We start from the raw sequence: 15,937 nt of genomic DNA on the forward strand, positions 1-15,937 counted from the left end.
CCGAGACAGACGAGGACGCGACTACACAGCAGCACGTGTGTGTGGTCGGCAGCTGTTCTGCGCCTGTTTTATGACGAACGACTGACGGGGAAACATCATGAACAAGATGGCTTGGTTTTTGGGCGGTTTTTTGGTGCTGACCATCGGCATCGGTATTTTGGCGACAATTCCGCCGGGTTGATATTTCATCCTGTCCTCCACACGGCTTGTAGCAGCTGACGAACGCAGCCTCGTTCCTCGGCAGCTGCTAGGTCTGAAGGGAATTTTAACTGTGGGAGCGAGCCTGCTCGCGAAAGTCGTTCGCGAGCAGGCTCGCTCCCACAGGGAGGGTTGACCGGCAACAGAGTATCTACAGGGGAGGCTGGCGCTGCCCTACAACGCCTGATTGATATCCGCCAGCAAATCGGCGACATCCTCCAGCCCCACCGCCAGGCGCACCAATCCTTCACTTATTCCGTGTCGTGCCCGTTCCTCCAGGGTGTAGGTAGAGTGGGTCATGCTCGCGGGATGCTGTGCCAGTGACTCGGCCCCCCCCAGGCTGACCGCACGGCTGAACAATTGCAGGGCATTCATAAAGCGCTGTCCTGCAGCCATGCCGCCCTTGAGCTCAAAGGCAATCATGCCCCCCGGCAGTTTCATCTGCCGGGATGCCAGCTCGTATTGCGGGAAAGAGGGCAGGCCGGGGTAGGCCACCCATTCCACGGCAGGGTGATCCTGCAACATATGCGCAATGGCCTGGGCGCTGCTGCAATGGCGATCCATGCGCAGGGCCAGGGTCTTGATACCGCGCATCAGCAAATGTGCATCATGGGGCGACAAGACTGCCCCGGTCAGGTCCTTCAAGCCTTGCAGACGGATCCGGTCAGCCAGGAGCTGGCTGGTGACTACCATGCCAGCGGTGATATCACTGTGCCCGCTCAAGTACTTGGTGGCCGAATGCACCACCACGTCGGCGCCCAGTTCCAGTGGGCGCTGCAGATAGGGCGTGCAGTAGGTGTTGTCGATCACCACGAGCAGGTTGTCATGTGTGTGGGCAATCCGCGAGACGGCAGGGATGTCCACCAGTTGCATATTCGGGTTGGCCGGCGTCTCGAAGTAGATCATGCGGGTTGCAGGGCTGATCGCGGCTTGCAGTTCGGCCGGGTTGGCCATGTCCACATGTTTGACTACCACCCCGAATTCACCGATGCCGTGGTGCAGCAGGGCAAAGGTGCAGCCATACAAGGTGCGGTTGACGATGATTTCATCGCCGGGCCGCAGCAGGGTCCAGAATGTTGCGGCGATCGCGCCCATGCCGGAACTGAACGCCACACCCGCTTCGCCGTTTTCCAGCGCCGCCATGCGTGCTTCCAGCAGGGCCAGGGTGGGGTTGGAAATGCGGGTGTAAAAATGCCCGTGCTCTTCACCGGAAAAACAGCCTGCGCCGTATTCGGCCGTGGCAAAGGCAAAGGTTGAGGTCATATAAACAGGGGGGATTACCGCGCCGTTGTGTTCCAGCGGGTTATAACCGTAGTGGATGGCGCGAGTAGAAAAGCCGAAGTTGTTGTTCTTATCGTTCATGGTGAACTCTCCGATATTTCCTACAATGCTATGCTTTAAATGAACGTGGAAAATTCCAAATTTACCTGTAAATACACCACTTACCAGAACAAAAAACCGCCACGCTGACCGCTAGGGGCAAAACATGCCAAACGCTCTGGACAGAACCGATAAAGCCTTGCTTTGCGCACTGCAGGGCAATGCCCGACTTACCGTTGCAGAGTTGGCCGAGAGTGTCTCACTGACCACCTCGCCGTGTTGGCGACGGGTCAAAATGCTGGAAGAGAGCGGGATCATTACGGGCTATCAGGCGGTTCTTTCGCCAAAGGAACTGGGATACGGGGTCACGGCGTTTGTCAGCATCATGATGGCCTCTCACTCGCAAGAACTGGCCAGAAGCTTTGAACAACGGTTATTGGAAATTCCCGAAATCGTCGCGTGTCACAACGTGTCGGGTCGTTACGACTTTTTATTGGAAGTCGTGGCCAGGGATCTTGAATCCTTTGGCGAATTTGCCCGTGAAGTCCTGCAGACATTGCCCGCGGTCAAAGAGATTTACTCGAGTTTTTCGTATAAGTCGGTCAAGCCAAGGCGAGAGGTGCCTGTTGAAGGTTGAGTGCATCAAGGGTGCATTCAAGTCTTATCTGTAAAATAACTTTTCGATGAGTTGTAAGTGTTTTCTTTGAGTAGAGTAGTTCTGGCCTGATTACTCTTTTGGTGACGGCAGGTGCGTGTTTTAAGTGCTTGGCTTTTACTTTTAATTACATTGATTAAGAGTAAATCCCCATGTTGAACCGCGAAGTAATGCTCCAGCTGTTCCCCAAAAGTACGGCCTGCGTCGATCTGTATTTGCCCCTTGTGCAGGCCGTTAGCCGTCAAGTGTTGATCAATACCCCCCGACGCCTTGCTGCATTTCTAGCTCAGGTAGGCCATGAAAGTGCAGGGTTCACGGTACTTGTCGAAAACCTTAATTACAGTGCCGGTGGCCTCGCGGCCACCTGGGGCTCCCGCTTTGCGCAGAAGGATGGCGAAGGTCAATACATTACCGTAACGGACGGCAATCGCTCCCGGCGCGTACCCAATGCTGACGCGCTTATGCTTCAGCGCCGGCCGCAGGCAATTGCAAACCGGGTCTACAGCAACCGCCTGGGCAATGGCTCAGAGGCGTCGGGGGAAGGCTGGTTATATCGGGGCAGGGGATTGATTCAAGTCACCGGTAAAACAAACTACTGCCAGTGCAGCCAGGGGTTGTTCGGGGATGAGCGCTTGCTCACCAGCCCGCAACTGCTGCAAGAGTGGCAATGGGCAGTGGCGTCGGCGGGCTGGTACTGGAACTCGCGCAGTATAAATACCCTGGCAGACGGGGAGGATTTCGAACGCGTGACAAGGGCTATCAATGGTGGTCTCAATGGTCACGCCCAGCGTGCGGCGCTATACCGCAAGGCACTGGTTTTATTGCACGCCTGAGCGGTTCAATCAGGCCATAATGCCCGCGCAGTTTGTTCGCAGCCATCAGGAGCCATAGATCAGTGATGTTCGAGATAAAGCCGATTAACCCCGAGACATATCGTCAGCAAACTCGCCGCAGTACGCTGTATATCGCGTTGACGTTTGTCTTGCTGGCGCTGCTGTTGTCAGGTGTGCTGGTCATGGTTTTGGGTGTCGCCGGTGGCGACAATTTTCGCCTGAATCTGGCCGGGGTCATTGTTGCCCTGATCACGACCTTCCTGCTGGTGCGCTACCTGTTCTGGTCTCAACCCTGGATGGCGCCCGCAGTCTACGGCTGGCAACTCAAGCGTAGCCTGATGAAGGTCACCAATGTCATGCATCACGTAACGGCGGGAGTCATGGCGGGGGATGTGGCGGCGATGAAGCTGCTGCGCTTCTATCATCTGGGCGTGACCCAGATGTACCAGCTGGACGCCAATTCCAGCGCGTTAAGCCAAATGGTTCGCGAGATCGATTTGCACAAGGCACGTCTTGAAGCACTGGGCATCGACACCGGGCAGACCCGGCTCGATCCGCAGTGGATTGATGCGGTGAAAAAGTTTGCGCCGCTGAAGTAATGCTGCTCACCGGACCTGCTGTGTTTGTGTGGGAGCGAGCCTGCTCGCGAAGTTCGTAAGTGATAGCCTGTTTTTACGGGATAAATGCGACGATCTGGAGCTCTTCGCGAGCAGGCTCGCTCCCACCGTCGGGGCATGCGAGCCTTATGGGTGGGGTTCAGCTTACGACGCGATAGCACGGCTCATAGGCCGCACCGCCTGGCAGTTTCATACGATGCTGCTCAACAAATGCCTGCAGCAGTTTGTCCAGAGGTTTCATCACGGCAGCGTCACCGTGGATCTCGTAAGGCCCGTATTGCTCGATCAGATGGATGCCTTTCTCTTTTACGTTACCCGACACAATCCCGGAGAAGGCCTGACGCAGGTTGATGGCCAATTCATGTGCTGGCATGTCGCTGCGCAGTTTCAGGCTGGCCATGTTGGCGTGGGTCGGGTCGAACGGGCGCTGAAAGCCTTCGTCGATTTTCAGTAACCAGTTGAAGTGGAAAGCGTCGTTGCGCTCGCGGCGGAATTGTTTAACCGCCTTGAGCCCGGCGGTCATATGACGGGCCACTTCGGCCGGGTTGTCGATGATGATCTGATACTGCTGTTGCGCTTCTTCACCCAGGGTAGCGCCGACAAACTCATGCAGTTGCTGCAGATAGGGTTCGGCTTCCTTGGGGCCGGTCAGGACAACCGGGAACGGCACATCTTTGTTCTCCGGGTGCATCAGAATGCCCAGCAGGTACAGGAATTCTTCTGCCGTGCCAGCACCGCCCGGGAAGATAATCACCCCGTGACCGACCCGCACAAAGGCCTCAAGACGCTTTTCGATATCCGGCAGAATGACCAGTTCATTGACGATGGGATTCGGCGCTTCGGCAGCAATGATGCCCGGCTCGGTCAGGCCCAGATAGCGGCCACCGGTCAGACGTTGTTTGGCGTGGGAAATGGTGGCGCCCTTCATTGGCCCTTTCATCACACCGGGACCGCAGCCGGTACAGATATCCAGGCTGCGCAGGCCCAGTTCGTGGCCGACCTTTTTGGTGTATTTGTACTCTTCGGTATTGATGGAGTGGCCACCCCAGCACACCACGATTTTCGGTTCGACGCCCGGGCGCAACGTGCGGGCATTGCGCAGCAAGTGGAACACGTAGTCGGTGATGCCCGCCGAGCTGCTCAGGTCAATGCGTGGGCTGTCCAGGCCGCTCTGGGTGTAGACGATGTCGCGCAGGGCGCTGAAGAGCATTTCACGGGTACTGGCGATCATTTCGCCATCGACAAATGCATCGGCAGGGGCGTTGAGCAGTTCAAGCCGCACGCCGCGGTCTTGCTGGTGAATCCGCACCTCGAAGTCCTGATAGGCCTCAAGGATGGTCTTGGCGTTATCGACGTGAGCGCCGGTGTTGAGGATAGCCAGTACGCACTGGCGGAAAAGCGTGTAGCTGGTGCCTGAGCCAACCTCGCTCAGCTGTTGTACTTCACGTTGGGAAAGTGTTTCCAGGCTGCCTTTCGGGCTGACCGAGGCGTTGATGACTTGTCTTTGGACCATTGCGAGCTTCCTTGAGCGGGGTCGAAAAATTGCTTGGCGCAGCTTTTGAATTCATGTCATCAGTGCGAGCGAGGCGTCCCGACTCTTGCGTCTTTGGATTGCATTTCTGTAAGCATAGTAGCCTTGGTCCTGTAATTAAAAGAGCCGCAGTTAACTCCAGTTACAGTACCAGCAGTGAGCACGGCAGCGATAAGGTAACCTCGCAAGTTACTGAAACAGAAAAAGGACTGGCAGATGATCATCACCACCACACACAGCATTGACGGCAGAAAAGCCACTGAATACCTGGGGATTGTCAGTGCCGAATCGGTTCACGGCATCAATGTGGTACGAGATTTTTTTACCGGAGTACGCGACTTTTTTGGTGGGCGCTCTCAGACGCTGGAGCGAGCACTGAAAGAAGCGCGAGCAGAGGTCACGGACGAAATTCGAGACAGGGCCAAAGCCATGGGAGCGGATGCGATTATGGGGCTGGGGTTTGAAATCAGCATGCCGTCAGGGCGTGGCGGCATGCTGGTGGTGTTTGCCACGGGCACGGCTGTGCGCTTGAACTGAGGCACCAGGATTCGACCGCACAGGGCGGTCGAATGGGCTTTACGAATTAAACCGTTTTCGCCAAAGGTACGCCTGCAGTGGTTTTGGACAGCGCGTCCTGCAGTTTTTGCTCTTGTTCCGGGGACAGGGAGGTACGCAGGACCTTGCCCTTGAAGTCCGAGTCTTCCAGTTCCTTCAGCACTTTTTCCGGCTGGAATTTGCGCAGCAGAACGAACAGGGCCGAGGAATCATTCGGAATGGTCTCGCTCAATGACTTGATGAAATCATCATCGATCCCGTAATCGCTCAATGAGCCCGACAAAGCGCCGGTACCGGCACCCAGTGCGCCGCCGATGGCAAAGCCTGCCAGCGGGTTGAGAAACAGCAGCCCGACCAGTGCGCCCCACAGGCCGCCGGTGACCAGGCCTGAAGTAGCCCCGATCGCTGTCAGGTTAACGCTTTGCTTGATATGGATCTTGCCTTCGGCATTACGCACCACAATCACCGCATCTTCCAGCTCGACCAGATGCTCCTTGCTCAGCGAAACCATCTTGGTGAGGGCACGATCTGCTTTTTCGGTGTCTGAAAATCCCACTACGATTAAATCGGACATGTCTTTCATTCCTTGACGGTACAGGTCCAGCCCGGCGAAGGGCTGAAGGGTGGAGGGGTTTCTCAAGGCGGCACAATGCAAACACCCTGGCGCGCAGTGGTTCAGCTTTCTGGAGCCTGCTGCGAGGAATGAGCGTGGTCGCTAACCTTGAAACGGTCAAGTCGACGAGACATATCTCTTGATAAAGAGAGGGGTGCGGCAAGGGGATAATGCCGTGGCAGGTGCAGTGTGCAAATGATTTGAGGAGGGCTGGCTGAGCAGCCCTGACCTCAAGCCTTGGGCTGATACCTCACAGGCTTATGGCTGTTCGTTCTTTTCAGGTGCATTCAGGCCGGCCTGGATACGTTGGTAAATTTCTTCACGGTGAACGGCTACATCCTTCGGCGCATTGATGCCGATTCTGACCTGTTGTCCGCTGACACCTAAAATAGTGATCGTAATATCGTCACCGATGTTTATGCTTTCACCAACTTTGCGGGTGAGTATCAGCATTTTTTTCTCCTTGATGGCTTTGTAAGGCACGTCTCTGAGACGGTGCGGCTTCGGTCATGACTACAGAATACTGCTAAGTACGTATTATTGCGCCGCTCATTACAGACGACATGGCCAGAGGTTTAATTCCCTTTACGGGGAAAATTCTCGCGCATAAGCCTTAAATTGGGGCACTTTGGATTTGTTCAAGGAGAGCAAGGCCGCTGCCCCAGTGATAAAATCTACCCATTCAAACAGACAGGGGAAACGCAGTGCGTATAGTCATCGTGATGACAGCAATATTGGCCTTGACGGCTTGCGGTCAGGAGTCTAACGATAAAATCCAGCGGGCTAAAGCAGCTTCTGAAGCAACGATGGCCCAGGCCCCTGTTGCTCACTGGGCTTTGGAGATCACTGAAGGCCAGAGAGCGACCATTCCGGACACGACCGGCAGGCTTCTTGACAACGGTTTTACTCCTTACATTTACGAGAGTGGCGGGGTTCAGCACTTCCTGATCGGACCATTCACCACCCAGGCTCAAGCGCTTGAGGCCCAGCAAAAGATGAAACTCAAGCCCAAGCTGGACGGTATTGAAACCAACGTGATCGAACTGCCCGCCGCGAAATAGTCTGATACAGCGTCGGGTACCCGCCTGAGCTTAGCTGCCGCTGGCGTTATTCGACGCTTTGTGCAGGAAATATTTGTTCACTCGGCGCACATCAGAGCAACACGACGGCAAGGGCCATCGCCATGAGCAATCACAAGATCGAAATTCGACGCAGCAATGTCGAAAAAATCCTTCTGGGGGCTGAAAAGGTTTTTGCCGAAAAAGGCTTTGCCGGTACGGCGATGGCGGACATTGCGGCGCAAGTCCAGTTGCCACGTTCCAACCTGCATTACTACTTCAGCACCAAGACGGATCTTTACAGCGCGGTATTGCTGGGGTTGCTGGAAGTGTGGAAACAGGATGCGCTGTGTTTCGAGACCTACGACGATCCTCGTCTGGTATTGAGCAGTTACATTCGTGCCAAAATGCACCACTCACGTACCCGGCCCCATGGCTCCAAAGTCTGGGCCAATGAAATGATCCATGGCGCCCCGACCCTGGGTCTTGCGCTTGATGCCAGTTTGTATGACTGGGCCAAGATCAAGGAGGCGAAAATTCGCCAATGGGTGCAAGACAAGCGAATCCTGCCTGTTGAGCCGTCCAGCCTGCTGTATATGATCTGGGCATCAACTCAGCATTACGCTGACTTTGACCATCAAGTGATGATCATCAACGATCACCAGCCGTTGTCCGATATCCAGTTTGAACGTGCGGTGCAGACCGTCACCAGCGTGATCCTGCGCGGGATCGGGCTGGAGCCGTAAGCAACCCTGCTTATCGATCGTGTGGGAGCGGGCTTGCTCGCGATGGCATCACCCCGGTGTACCTGACACACCGCATTGCCTGCATCGCGAGCAAGTCCGCTCCCACAGGGTTGATTTACGAAGCCACGCAGTACGGGTTACGTGGGTCGTGGTTCCAGTCCAGAAATGGCAGGCCATTGTTGTGTGGCACCATCTCGATACAGTCCTCCACCGGGCAGGTTATCTGGCACAGATTGCAACCCACACATTCATCGTCGATCACTTCATACCGATGTGTGCCGTCGGCCTGCTTCAAGCTGGCGATGGCCTGGTGCGAAGTATCTTCGCAGGCAATATGGCAGCGCCCGCAACCAATACAGGCGTCCTGATCGATCCTGGCGATAACCTGATAATTGATATCCAGATATTTCCAGTCAGTAGTATTGGCCACTGCACGGCCGGAAAAGTCCTCCAGGCTGGTATAGCCTTGACTGTCCATCCAACGCGACAAACCGTCTTTCATTTCTTCAACAATTCGAAATCCGTGAAGCATCGCTGCGGTGCATACCTGTACCGAGCCACAGCCCAGGGCAATAAACTCTGCAGCATCACGCCAACTGCCAATGCCGCCTATCCCGCTGATAGGCAAGCCTTTGGTCAGCGGGTCGCGGGCAATTTCCGCCACCATATTCAGGGCTATCGGCTTGACTGCCGAACCGCAATAGCCACCGTGGGTGCTCTGGCTGCCCACTACGGGTAGCGCCACCATGCGTTCAAGGTCGACACTGGTGATCGAGTTGATGGTGTTGATCAATGACACCGCATCGGCGCCGCCACGATGGGCCGCCCGGGCGCTAAGTCGCACATCGGTGATATTGGGCGTCAGTTTGACGATCACCGGCAATGAACAGTAGGTCTTGCACCAGCGTGTGACCATTTCCACGTACTCGGGCACCTGGCCCACGGCCGCGCCCATGCCGCGCTCCGGCATGCCGTGGGGGCATCCGAAATTCAGCTCGATGCCATCGGCACCGGTGGCCTCCACCAGTGGCAGGATGTATTTCCAGGACTCTTCTTCGCAGGGCACCATCAGCGACACGATAAGGGCCCGATCCGGCCAGTCCTTCTTGACCTGGGTGATCTCGCGCAAGTTGATTTCAAGGGAGCGATCGGTGATCAGCTCGATATTGTTGATGCCCATGACTTCGCGGTTGGGGCCGTAGTGTGCCGAGTAACGCGAGGACACGTTAACCGCGGCCGGGTCCTCACCCAGGGTTTTCCAGACCACGCCACCCCAGCCTGCCTCGTAGGCTCGTACCACGTTGTAGGCTTTGTCGGTAGGTGGCGCAGACGCCAGCCAGAACGGGTTGGGGGCCTTGATACCGGCGAAAACAATCGAGAGATCGGCCATTTATGCAGCCTCCTGATCAAGCATGAGTTGGGCATGCATGGCTTCTGCGGCCAGCTTGCCGTGTTGCACGGCCTGTACGGTCAGGTCTTGCCCCAGAGAGGTGCAATCGCCTCCGGCATACACACCGGGAATATTGGTGCGCAGGTGTTCGTCTACTTCGATGCGATCGCCCGTGCGCTTGAGTGTTTGCGCCAGCGGATCGCTCAGGGCTGCATCATCAAAGGCCTGGCCTATGGCCTTGAACACCGCGTCTGCGGCCAGCTCGAAGGTTTCACCGGTGGTCACCAGGCGCCCGTCTTCCAGGCGTGTGCGGGCAAAGCGCATGCCGCGCACCTTGCCGGTGTTGTCCAGCAACACGCCCTGTGGCTGTGCCCAGGTCATTAGTCGCACCTGATTGGCCTTGGCAATGTCCTGCTCGTGCCCGGTGGCGCCCATGTCCTGCAGCCCGCGGCGATACACCAGATTCACTTCGCGAGCGCCAAGACGGGCCATTTGCACGGCCATATCGATCGCGGTGTTGCCAGCGCCCAGCACAATGCAGCGCTCGGCCAGGGGTAACCGGGTCAGGTCGTCGCTCTGGCGCAACTCGCGGATGTAGTCGGTGGCAGCCAGCAGCCCCGGAGCATTTTCATGGGGCAAACCCAGCTGGCGACTGGCAGCCAGACCCAGCCCGAGAAATACCGCATCGAATTGCTGGTGCAGTTCGCTCAGGCTCAGGTTGTCGCCCAAGCGCTGGCCGTGGCGCACTTCAATGCCGCCAACCTGCAGGACGAAATCCACTTCGCGCTGGGCAAAATCGTCCACCAACTTGTATTTGGCAATCCCGTACTCGTTAAGCCCGCCGGATTTCTCCCGCGCTTCGAAAATCACCACCTCATGCCCGTGCAGTGCCAGGCGATGGGCGCAAGCCAGCCCCGCAGGTCCGGCGCCGACCACCGCGATGCGTTTGCCGGTGGGCGCAGCACGCTTGAACGGATGCTCGCTGAACTGTGCATGATCGACCGCATAGCGCTGTAACAAACCGATCAGTACAGGCGCGCATTCCTGGCTGTTGTTGCGCACGCAGGCTTGCTCGCACAGTACCTCGGTAGGGCACACCCGGGCACAACTGCCGCCGAGGATATTGGCCGAAAGAATTTTCTGTGCTGCGCCCTGGATGTTTTCCTGTTGGATATTGCGAATAAACGACGGGATATCTATATCGCTGGGGCAGGCATTGACGCAGGGGGCGTCGTAGCAATACAGGCAACGTGAGCTTTCCAGCACGGCCTGGCGAGCATTGAGGGGCGGCGCCAGATCGGTAAAGTGGCTGGCCAGGACCTGCGCAGATTCATGGGGGTGGGGTAAATGGTTCAAGGACTTGATCACGGTGCTTACCTCAGGGGTGAGGAGATCTTTGTGCCTCTGTCGGGCAGTGTTTTTATGCTCAGCGTTTAACAGCCACCGGTTGCTGATGCTCGGCGCGCTTTTTCAGCAAGTCGAACACCGCAGGGTAGGCCGGGCGTTCGATATAGCGACCGGCTCCGCGTTCGGCCCGCAGGTCACCGTCAACCCACACCAGGCGACCCTGACTGATGGTATGACTGGGCACACCGCGTACGGTCTTGCCTTCAAAGATGTTGAAGTCGACATTTTGATGGTGGGTTTTAGCGGAAATGGTGCGGGTGCCCTGAGGGTCCCACAGCACCAGGTCGGCATCGGCACCGACCCGGATCGTGCCTTTGCGCGGGTAGATATTGAAGATCTTCGCGGTGTTGGTGGAGGTCAGCGCTACAAACTCCTGCATCGACAGGCGCCCGGTATTCACGCCTTCATCCCACAGCAGCGCCATGCGGTCTTCGATACCCGCCGTGCCGTTGGGGATCTTGCTGAAATCGTCACGCCCGGCGGCCTTTTGTTCGGCGCAAAAGCAGCAGTGGTCGGTGGCGGTAGTGTGCAGGTTGCCCGATTGCAGGCCGTGCCACAGTGCCTCCTGATGCCCGCGAGGGCGGAAGGGCGGGCTCATCACGTAGCCTGCTGCCGTTTGCCAGTCGGGATGCTGGTACACGCTGTCATCCAGCAGCAAATGCCCGGCCAGTACTTCGCCATATACCGGTTGGCCCTGGCTACGGGCGTAGGTGATTTCGTCGAGTGCTTCACGGGTCGAAACATGCACCAGGTACAACGGCGTACCGAGGGTCTGAGCGATGCGGATCGCCCGGCTGGCCGCTTCGCCTTCCACCTGGGAGGGACGTGACAGCGGATGGGCTTCCGGCCCCGTCATGCCCTGGGCCATAAGTTTGCGTTGCAGGTGGTACACCAGTTCGCCATTTTCGGCATGCACGGTCGGGACCGCACCCAGCTCCAGGCAACGCTCGAAGCTGGCCACCAGGGTGTCGTCTGCGGCCATGATCGCGTTCTTGTAGGCCATGAAATGCTTGAAGCTGTTGATGCCGTGATGGCTGACCAATTCGGCCATTTCTTCACGTACCTGCTCGCTCCACCAAGTGATTGCGACATGAAAGCCATAGTCTGCTGCCGACTTTTCGGCCCAGCCCCGCCACTGATGAAAAGCCTCAAGCAGGGACTGCTGCGGGTTGGGAATGACAAAATCGATAATCGATGTTGTACCGCCTGCCAGACCGGCCGCAGTGCCACTGAAAAAGTCTTCGCTGGCGACGGTGCCCATAAACGGCAATTGCATATGCGTGTGGGGGTCGATACCACCGGGCATCAGATATTGGCCGCGACCATCGACAACTTCGCAGCCTGGGGGAACATCAAGATCAGTGCCAATCGCGCGGACCAGACCGTCAGCGCAATATACATCCGCACAATAACTTTCATCATGGGTCACAAGCGTAGCGCCACGGATTAACAGCGACATACGGAGTTCCTCGCAGGCTGACCGGCTAGAGCCGGTTCTAACTGTTGTTATTGAAATTTAGTGGGAAGTTTGCATTCCTGCCACTGGTGACAGGAATAAAATCTAGTGGGTTGTTGAAGAATGATCAAACTTTATTTTTAACGGGGTTAGATATGTATAACTATATGATTTTTAAAGTTAATTATTTTAAATCACCAAAATGATGCACGGCCTCACCATTTTGACGCACTTGACAGGATTCAAATATAAGCGAACTTTCTTATGCGAAATCAGGTGCTTGAGCTTGCGGATGAAGGGAGGTGAGTCGATTAAGTTAATAAGCACGCACCGAAGTGTTTCGTTTGGCGATATAAAAAAACTGATAAAGGCCTTTAACGGGAATGAGAGTCATTTGGCTGGTGTTTAAAACGGTTTTAAAAGCAGCGTGTTGCCAGTCATGCAGGACGGTTTGAGCAGGCGAGGGAAGTAACACGGCACAGTTCTTGATTGTTGCTGCCATGACCGGGCGGGATAGGCAAGTAAGTGTCCAGGCAAGGGAGCGCTTTGTGTCCATACGCAGCGCCAGGCAGTTCAACCAGGAGCAGCACAACAAGAGAGTGATCGACTATGCAACCGAGCAGATCAAAAGTCACCGAACGTAACGGTTTGTACGAACTGGATGCCGGGCCTGAAGTCCTCGATAGCCCCCGGTACAACCACGATATCGCCCCCACCAAAGTTCATGAGCGCACCTGGAACAAGTGGCATATCACTGCCTTGTGGGTCGGCATGTCCATTTGCGTACCCACCTATACCCTGGGCGGGGTTCTGACAGCCTATTTCGGGCTTTCAGTGGGTGAGGCACTGCTGGCGATTCTGCTGGCAAATATCGTGGTATTGATCCCTCTGACTCTCAATGCCTTTGCGGGCACCAAATACGGCATTCCCTTTCCGGTGTTGCTGCGTTCTTCCTTCGGCATTATCGGCTCCAACGTACCGTGTCTGATCCGTGCTCTGGTGGCCTGCGGCTGGTTCGGGATCCAGACACTGTTCGGCGGTCTGGCCATTCACCTGTTTCTGGGCTCGGTGTTCGAGGGCTGGAAAAGCCTGGGCGGTACGGGTGAAGTGATCGGCTTCATGATTTTCTGGGCGCTCAACCTGTGGGTGGTATTGCGCGGTGCCGAGTCGATCAAGTGGCTGGAAACCCTGTCTGCACCCTTGCTGGTACTGGTCGGTCTGGGCCTGCTGGTGTGGGCTCTGCCCAATGTGTCGATGAGTGAACTGCTGGCCCAGCCGCCCAAGCGCCCGGAAGGTGCCAGTGTGTACGGCTACTTCTTTGCCGGCCTGACTGCAATGGTGGGTTTCTGGGCCACCTTGTCCCTGAATATTCCGGACTTCAGCCGATACGCAAAAAGCCAGAAAGACCAGATCCTGGGGCAGATTTTTGGCCTGCCGCTGACCATGTTCCTGTTCGCCGCTCTGGGCGTGGTGATGACGGCAGCGTCCGAAAAACTGGTAGGCGTTACCGTATCCGACCCGGTCAGCCTGATCGGCCATATCCAGAGCCCGGGCTGGGTGGCACTGGCCATGGCGCTGATCATCATCGCCACGCTGTCGACCAATACGGCGGCCAATATTGTGTCGCCCACCAATGACTTCCAGAACATCGCTCCCAAGTTGATCAACCGCACCACGGCAGTGATCTTGACCGGCCTGGTGGGCTTGGCGCTGATGGCTCATGAATTGCTGAAGAAACTCGGCCTGCTGGTCTCGGATGTGAGCCTGGAAACCGTGTACTCCAACTGGTTGCTGGGTTACTCCAGCCTGCTTGGGCCGATTGCCGGGATCATGGTGGTCGACTATTTCGTTATCCGTCAGCAAAAACTCGACCTTGCCGGGCTGTACCGTGACGGGGTGTACCCGGCCTGGAACTGGAAGGGTTTTATCGCTTTTGGTGTACCTGTGGCGCTGACGTTGCTGTCGTTGGGCAGCAGTGCCTTCAGCTGGTTCTATGACTTCGGCTGGTTTACCGGGTCGTTGCTCGGGGCCGTGATTTATTACGGGTTGTATCGCCTGAACAGTCAGCAAGCAGAAGCCGTCAAAGGCACGGTTTGAAGCGCCTTCCTATAAAAACTGCCTGAGGAAACTATCATGAACGCCGCACACGACCTTCAGCAGCACCGCGCGCCATTGATCAACGGCGAGCGCCTGTGGGCCTCGTTAATGGAACTGGCCCAGCTGGGTGCCACGGTAAAGGGCGGTGTATGCCGCCTGGCCCTGACCGACCTGGACCGCCAGGCCCGGGATATTTTTGTACGCTGGTGTGAGGACGCCGGTTGCACCGTCAGCGTGGACGCCGTGGGCAATATCTTTGCCCGCCGCCCGGGGCGCAATCCGGATTTGCCGCCGGTGATGACCGGCAGCCATATCGACACCCAGCCCACCGGCGGCAAGTTCGACGGCTGCTTTGGCGTACTGGCCGGGGTTGAAGTACTGCGCACCCTCAACGACCTCAATATCGAGACTGACGCGCCGCTGGAAGTGGTGGTGTGGACCAATGAAGAAGGCTCACGCTTTGCGCCTTGCATGATGGGTTCCGGGGTTTTTGCAGACAAGTTTACCCTTGAAGAAACCCTGGCCAAAACCGATGCCCAGGGCGTGACCGTGGGTGAGGCCCTGAATGCAATTGGCTATGCTGGCAGCCGCCAGGTCAACGGCCACCCGGTGGGGGCCTACTTTGAAGCTCACATCGAACAGGGGCCGATTCTGGAGGACGAGCGCAAAACCATCGGCGTCGTACTTGGCGCCCTGGGGCAGAAATGGTTCGACCTCAACCTGCGCGGTGTAGAAGCCCATGCCGGGCCTACGCCCATGCACCTGCGCAAGGATGCATTGGTCGGGGCGGCGGCCGTGGTTGCCGCCGTCAACAAGGCAGCTCTTGGCCATCAACCCCACGCCTGCGGGACCGTGGGTTGCCTGCAAGCCTATCCGGGCTCGCGCAATGTCATCCCCGGTGAAGTACGCATGACCCTGGACTTCCGGCATTTGCTGCCCGAGCGGCTGGACTCGATGATCGAGCAAGTGCGTGGGGTGATTGAAGCCACCTGCGAGGAGCATGGCCTGAGTTTCGAACTGACTCCCACAGCAGACTTTCCGCCGCTGTACTTCAACCCTGATTGCGTCAACGCCGTGCGGGATGCGGCCAATGAGTTGGGCTTGTCGAACATGGATATCGTCAGCGGGGCAGGGCACGACGCCATCTTCCTGGCCGAACTGGGTCCGGCAGGGATGATATTTGTGCCCTGTGAAGGCGGCATCAGCCACAACGAAATCGAAAACGCCGATCCCAAGGATCTGGCAGCGGGATGCGCGGTATTGCTTAAGGCAATGTTGGCGGCGTCGAAAACCGTAGGTAGTCGTTGAGAAGCGTAGCGAGGCTGCGATGGGTTGCACTGCAACCCTGGGCTTTGTCCAGAAGCGAAGGGCCTGCGGCAGCGGCTACAGGTTTTGTGGTGACTGATCCGGCCCCTATCAACTTGATTGCGCCTACCCGGGACGTAGTCAGTCAGCCGGGAT

At 56.9% G+C, this 15,937-nt stretch carries 17 protein-coding genes; 8 read left to right on the forward strand and 9 right to left on the reverse strand.

What is annotated here, in order from left to right; translation table 11 throughout:
• Positions 1–21 precede the first annotated feature (21 nt).
• Both V6L81_RS12235 and V6L81_RS12240 read right to left on the reverse strand, forming a co-directional pair.
• Positions 22–189 carry a hypothetical protein gene (locus tag V6L81_RS12235; protein ID WP_153328097.1) on the reverse strand — a complete coding sequence of 56 codons (168 nt, stop codon included), beginning with the start codon at positions 187–189 and terminating at the stop codon, positions 22–24.
• Between the two features lie 183 nt (positions 190–372).
• Positions 373–1,560, reverse strand: a complete 1,188-nt coding sequence (locus V6L81_RS12240; protein WP_338659958.1) for a methionine gamma-lyase — start codon at positions 1,558–1,560, stop codon at positions 373–375.
• A 124-nt stretch (positions 1,561–1,684) separates the two neighbouring features.
• Here V6L81_RS12240 and V6L81_RS12245 point away from each other — a divergent pair, with 124 nt between their 5' ends.
• The 3 genes from V6L81_RS12245 (at position 1,685) to V6L81_RS12255 (ending at position 3,605) form a co-directional block, all read left to right on the forward strand.
• Positions 1,685–2,155 carry an Lrp/AsnC family transcriptional regulator gene (locus V6L81_RS12245; RefSeq protein WP_095002348.1) on the forward strand — a complete coding sequence of 157 codons (471 nt, stop codon included), beginning with the start codon at positions 1,685–1,687 and terminating at the stop codon, positions 2,153–2,155.
• Between the two features lie 170 nt (positions 2,156–2,325).
• Positions 2,326–3,006 (forward strand): glycoside hydrolase family 19 protein, encoded by a 681-nt coding sequence (locus tag V6L81_RS12250; protein WP_095018824.1) that lies wholly within the window; start codon positions 2,326–2,328, stop codon positions 3,004–3,006.
• A 65-nt stretch (positions 3,007–3,071) separates the two neighbouring features.
• Positions 3,072–3,605: a DUF3087 family protein gene (locus V6L81_RS12255; protein ID WP_095018825.1), complete on the forward strand. Its 534-nt coding sequence runs from the start codon at positions 3,072–3,074 to the stop codon at positions 3,603–3,605.
• Between the two features lie 157 nt (positions 3,606–3,762).
• Here V6L81_RS12255 and ppnN read toward each other — a convergent pair whose 3' ends face one another.
• On the reverse strand, positions 3,763–5,136 hold the full coding sequence (gene ppnN / locus V6L81_RS12260; RefSeq protein WP_095002351.1) for a nucleotide 5'-monophosphate nucleosidase PpnN: 1,374 nt from the start codon (positions 5,134–5,136) through the stop codon (positions 3,763–3,765).
• A 234-nt stretch (positions 5,137–5,370) separates the two neighbouring features.
• Between ppnN and V6L81_RS12265 the strand changes: the two genes are divergently transcribed.
• Positions 5,371–5,691, forward strand: coding sequence for a YbjQ family protein (locus V6L81_RS12265; RefSeq protein WP_095002452.1), 321 nt, complete (start codon positions 5,371–5,373; stop codon positions 5,689–5,691).
• A gap of 46 nt (positions 5,692–5,737) precedes the next feature.
• On the opposite strand, the gene V6L81_RS12270 is transcribed toward V6L81_RS12265, so the two are convergent.
• Complete coding sequence (locus V6L81_RS12270; RefSeq protein ID WP_016780418.1) at positions 5,738–6,283, reverse strand: DUF1269 domain-containing protein; 546 nt, start codon at positions 6,281–6,283, stop codon at positions 5,738–5,740.
• 297 nt (positions 6,284–6,580) lie between these two features.
• The gene (gene csrA / locus V6L81_RS12275) at positions 6,581–6,775 is read right to left on the reverse strand and encodes a carbon storage regulator CsrA (protein WP_016780419.1); all 195 of its coding nucleotides are present in this window, start codon (positions 6,773–6,775) and stop codon (positions 6,581–6,583) included.
• A gap of 251 nt (positions 6,776–7,026) precedes the next feature.
• On the opposite strand from csrA, the gene V6L81_RS12280 reads away from it, so the two are divergent.
• A complete protein-coding gene (locus V6L81_RS12280) occupies positions 7,027–7,383 on the forward strand; it encodes a hypothetical protein (RefSeq protein ID WP_095002352.1) in 357 nt (118 codons plus the stop codon).
• 122 nt (positions 7,384–7,505) lie between these two features.
• The gene (locus tag V6L81_RS12285) at positions 7,506–8,126 is read left to right on the forward strand and encodes a TetR/AcrR family transcriptional regulator (protein ID WP_095002353.1); all 621 of its coding nucleotides are present in this window, start codon (positions 7,506–7,508) and stop codon (positions 8,124–8,126) included.
• 115 nt (positions 8,127–8,241) lie between these two features.
• Here the strand turns inward: V6L81_RS12285 and preA are convergent, their stop codons facing one another.
• The 4 genes from preA to V6L81_RS12305 all read right to left on the reverse strand — a co-directional run bounded on the left by preA (position 8,242) and on the right by V6L81_RS12305 (position 12,935).
• A complete protein-coding gene (gene preA, locus V6L81_RS12290) occupies positions 8,242–9,516 on the reverse strand; it encodes an NAD-dependent dihydropyrimidine dehydrogenase subunit PreA (protein WP_095018827.1) in 1,275 nt (424 codons plus the stop codon).
• Positions 9,517–10,884, reverse strand: coding sequence for an NAD(P)-dependent oxidoreductase (locus V6L81_RS12295; RefSeq protein ID WP_138738882.1), 1,368 nt, complete (start codon positions 10,882–10,884; stop codon positions 9,517–9,519).
• A gap of 58 nt (positions 10,885–10,942) precedes the next feature.
• Positions 10,943–12,382: a dihydropyrimidinase gene (gene hydA, locus V6L81_RS12300; protein WP_095002356.1), complete on the reverse strand. Its 1,440-nt coding sequence runs from the start codon at positions 12,380–12,382 to the stop codon at positions 10,943–10,945.
• Between the two features lie 313 nt (positions 12,383–12,695).
• Positions 12,696–12,935 carry a hypothetical protein gene (locus tag V6L81_RS12305; RefSeq protein WP_133144381.1) on the reverse strand — a complete coding sequence of 80 codons (240 nt, stop codon included), beginning with the start codon at positions 12,933–12,935 and terminating at the stop codon, positions 12,696–12,698.
• A 53-nt stretch (positions 12,936–12,988) separates the two neighbouring features.
• Between V6L81_RS12305 and V6L81_RS12310 the strand changes: the two genes are divergently transcribed.
• Together V6L81_RS12310 and V6L81_RS12315 are read left to right on the forward strand one after the other, a co-directional pair.
• Positions 12,989–14,476 carry an NCS1 family nucleobase:cation symporter-1 gene (locus V6L81_RS12310; protein ID WP_095002357.1) on the forward strand — a complete coding sequence of 496 codons (1,488 nt, stop codon included), beginning with the start codon at positions 12,989–12,991 and terminating at the stop codon, positions 14,474–14,476.
• Between the two features lie 36 nt (positions 14,477–14,512).
• Positions 14,513–15,784, forward strand: coding sequence for a Zn-dependent hydrolase (locus V6L81_RS12315; RefSeq protein WP_095031862.1), 1,272 nt, complete (start codon positions 14,513–14,515; stop codon positions 15,782–15,784).
• Positions 15,785–15,937 lie beyond the last annotated feature (153 nt).

Origin of the sequence: Pseudomonas bubulae (assembly GCF_037023725.1) — a bacterium.
In the GTDB taxonomy this organism is placed as follows: domain Bacteria; phylum Pseudomonadota; class Gammaproteobacteria; order Pseudomonadales; family Pseudomonadaceae; genus Aquipseudomonas; species Aquipseudomonas bubulae.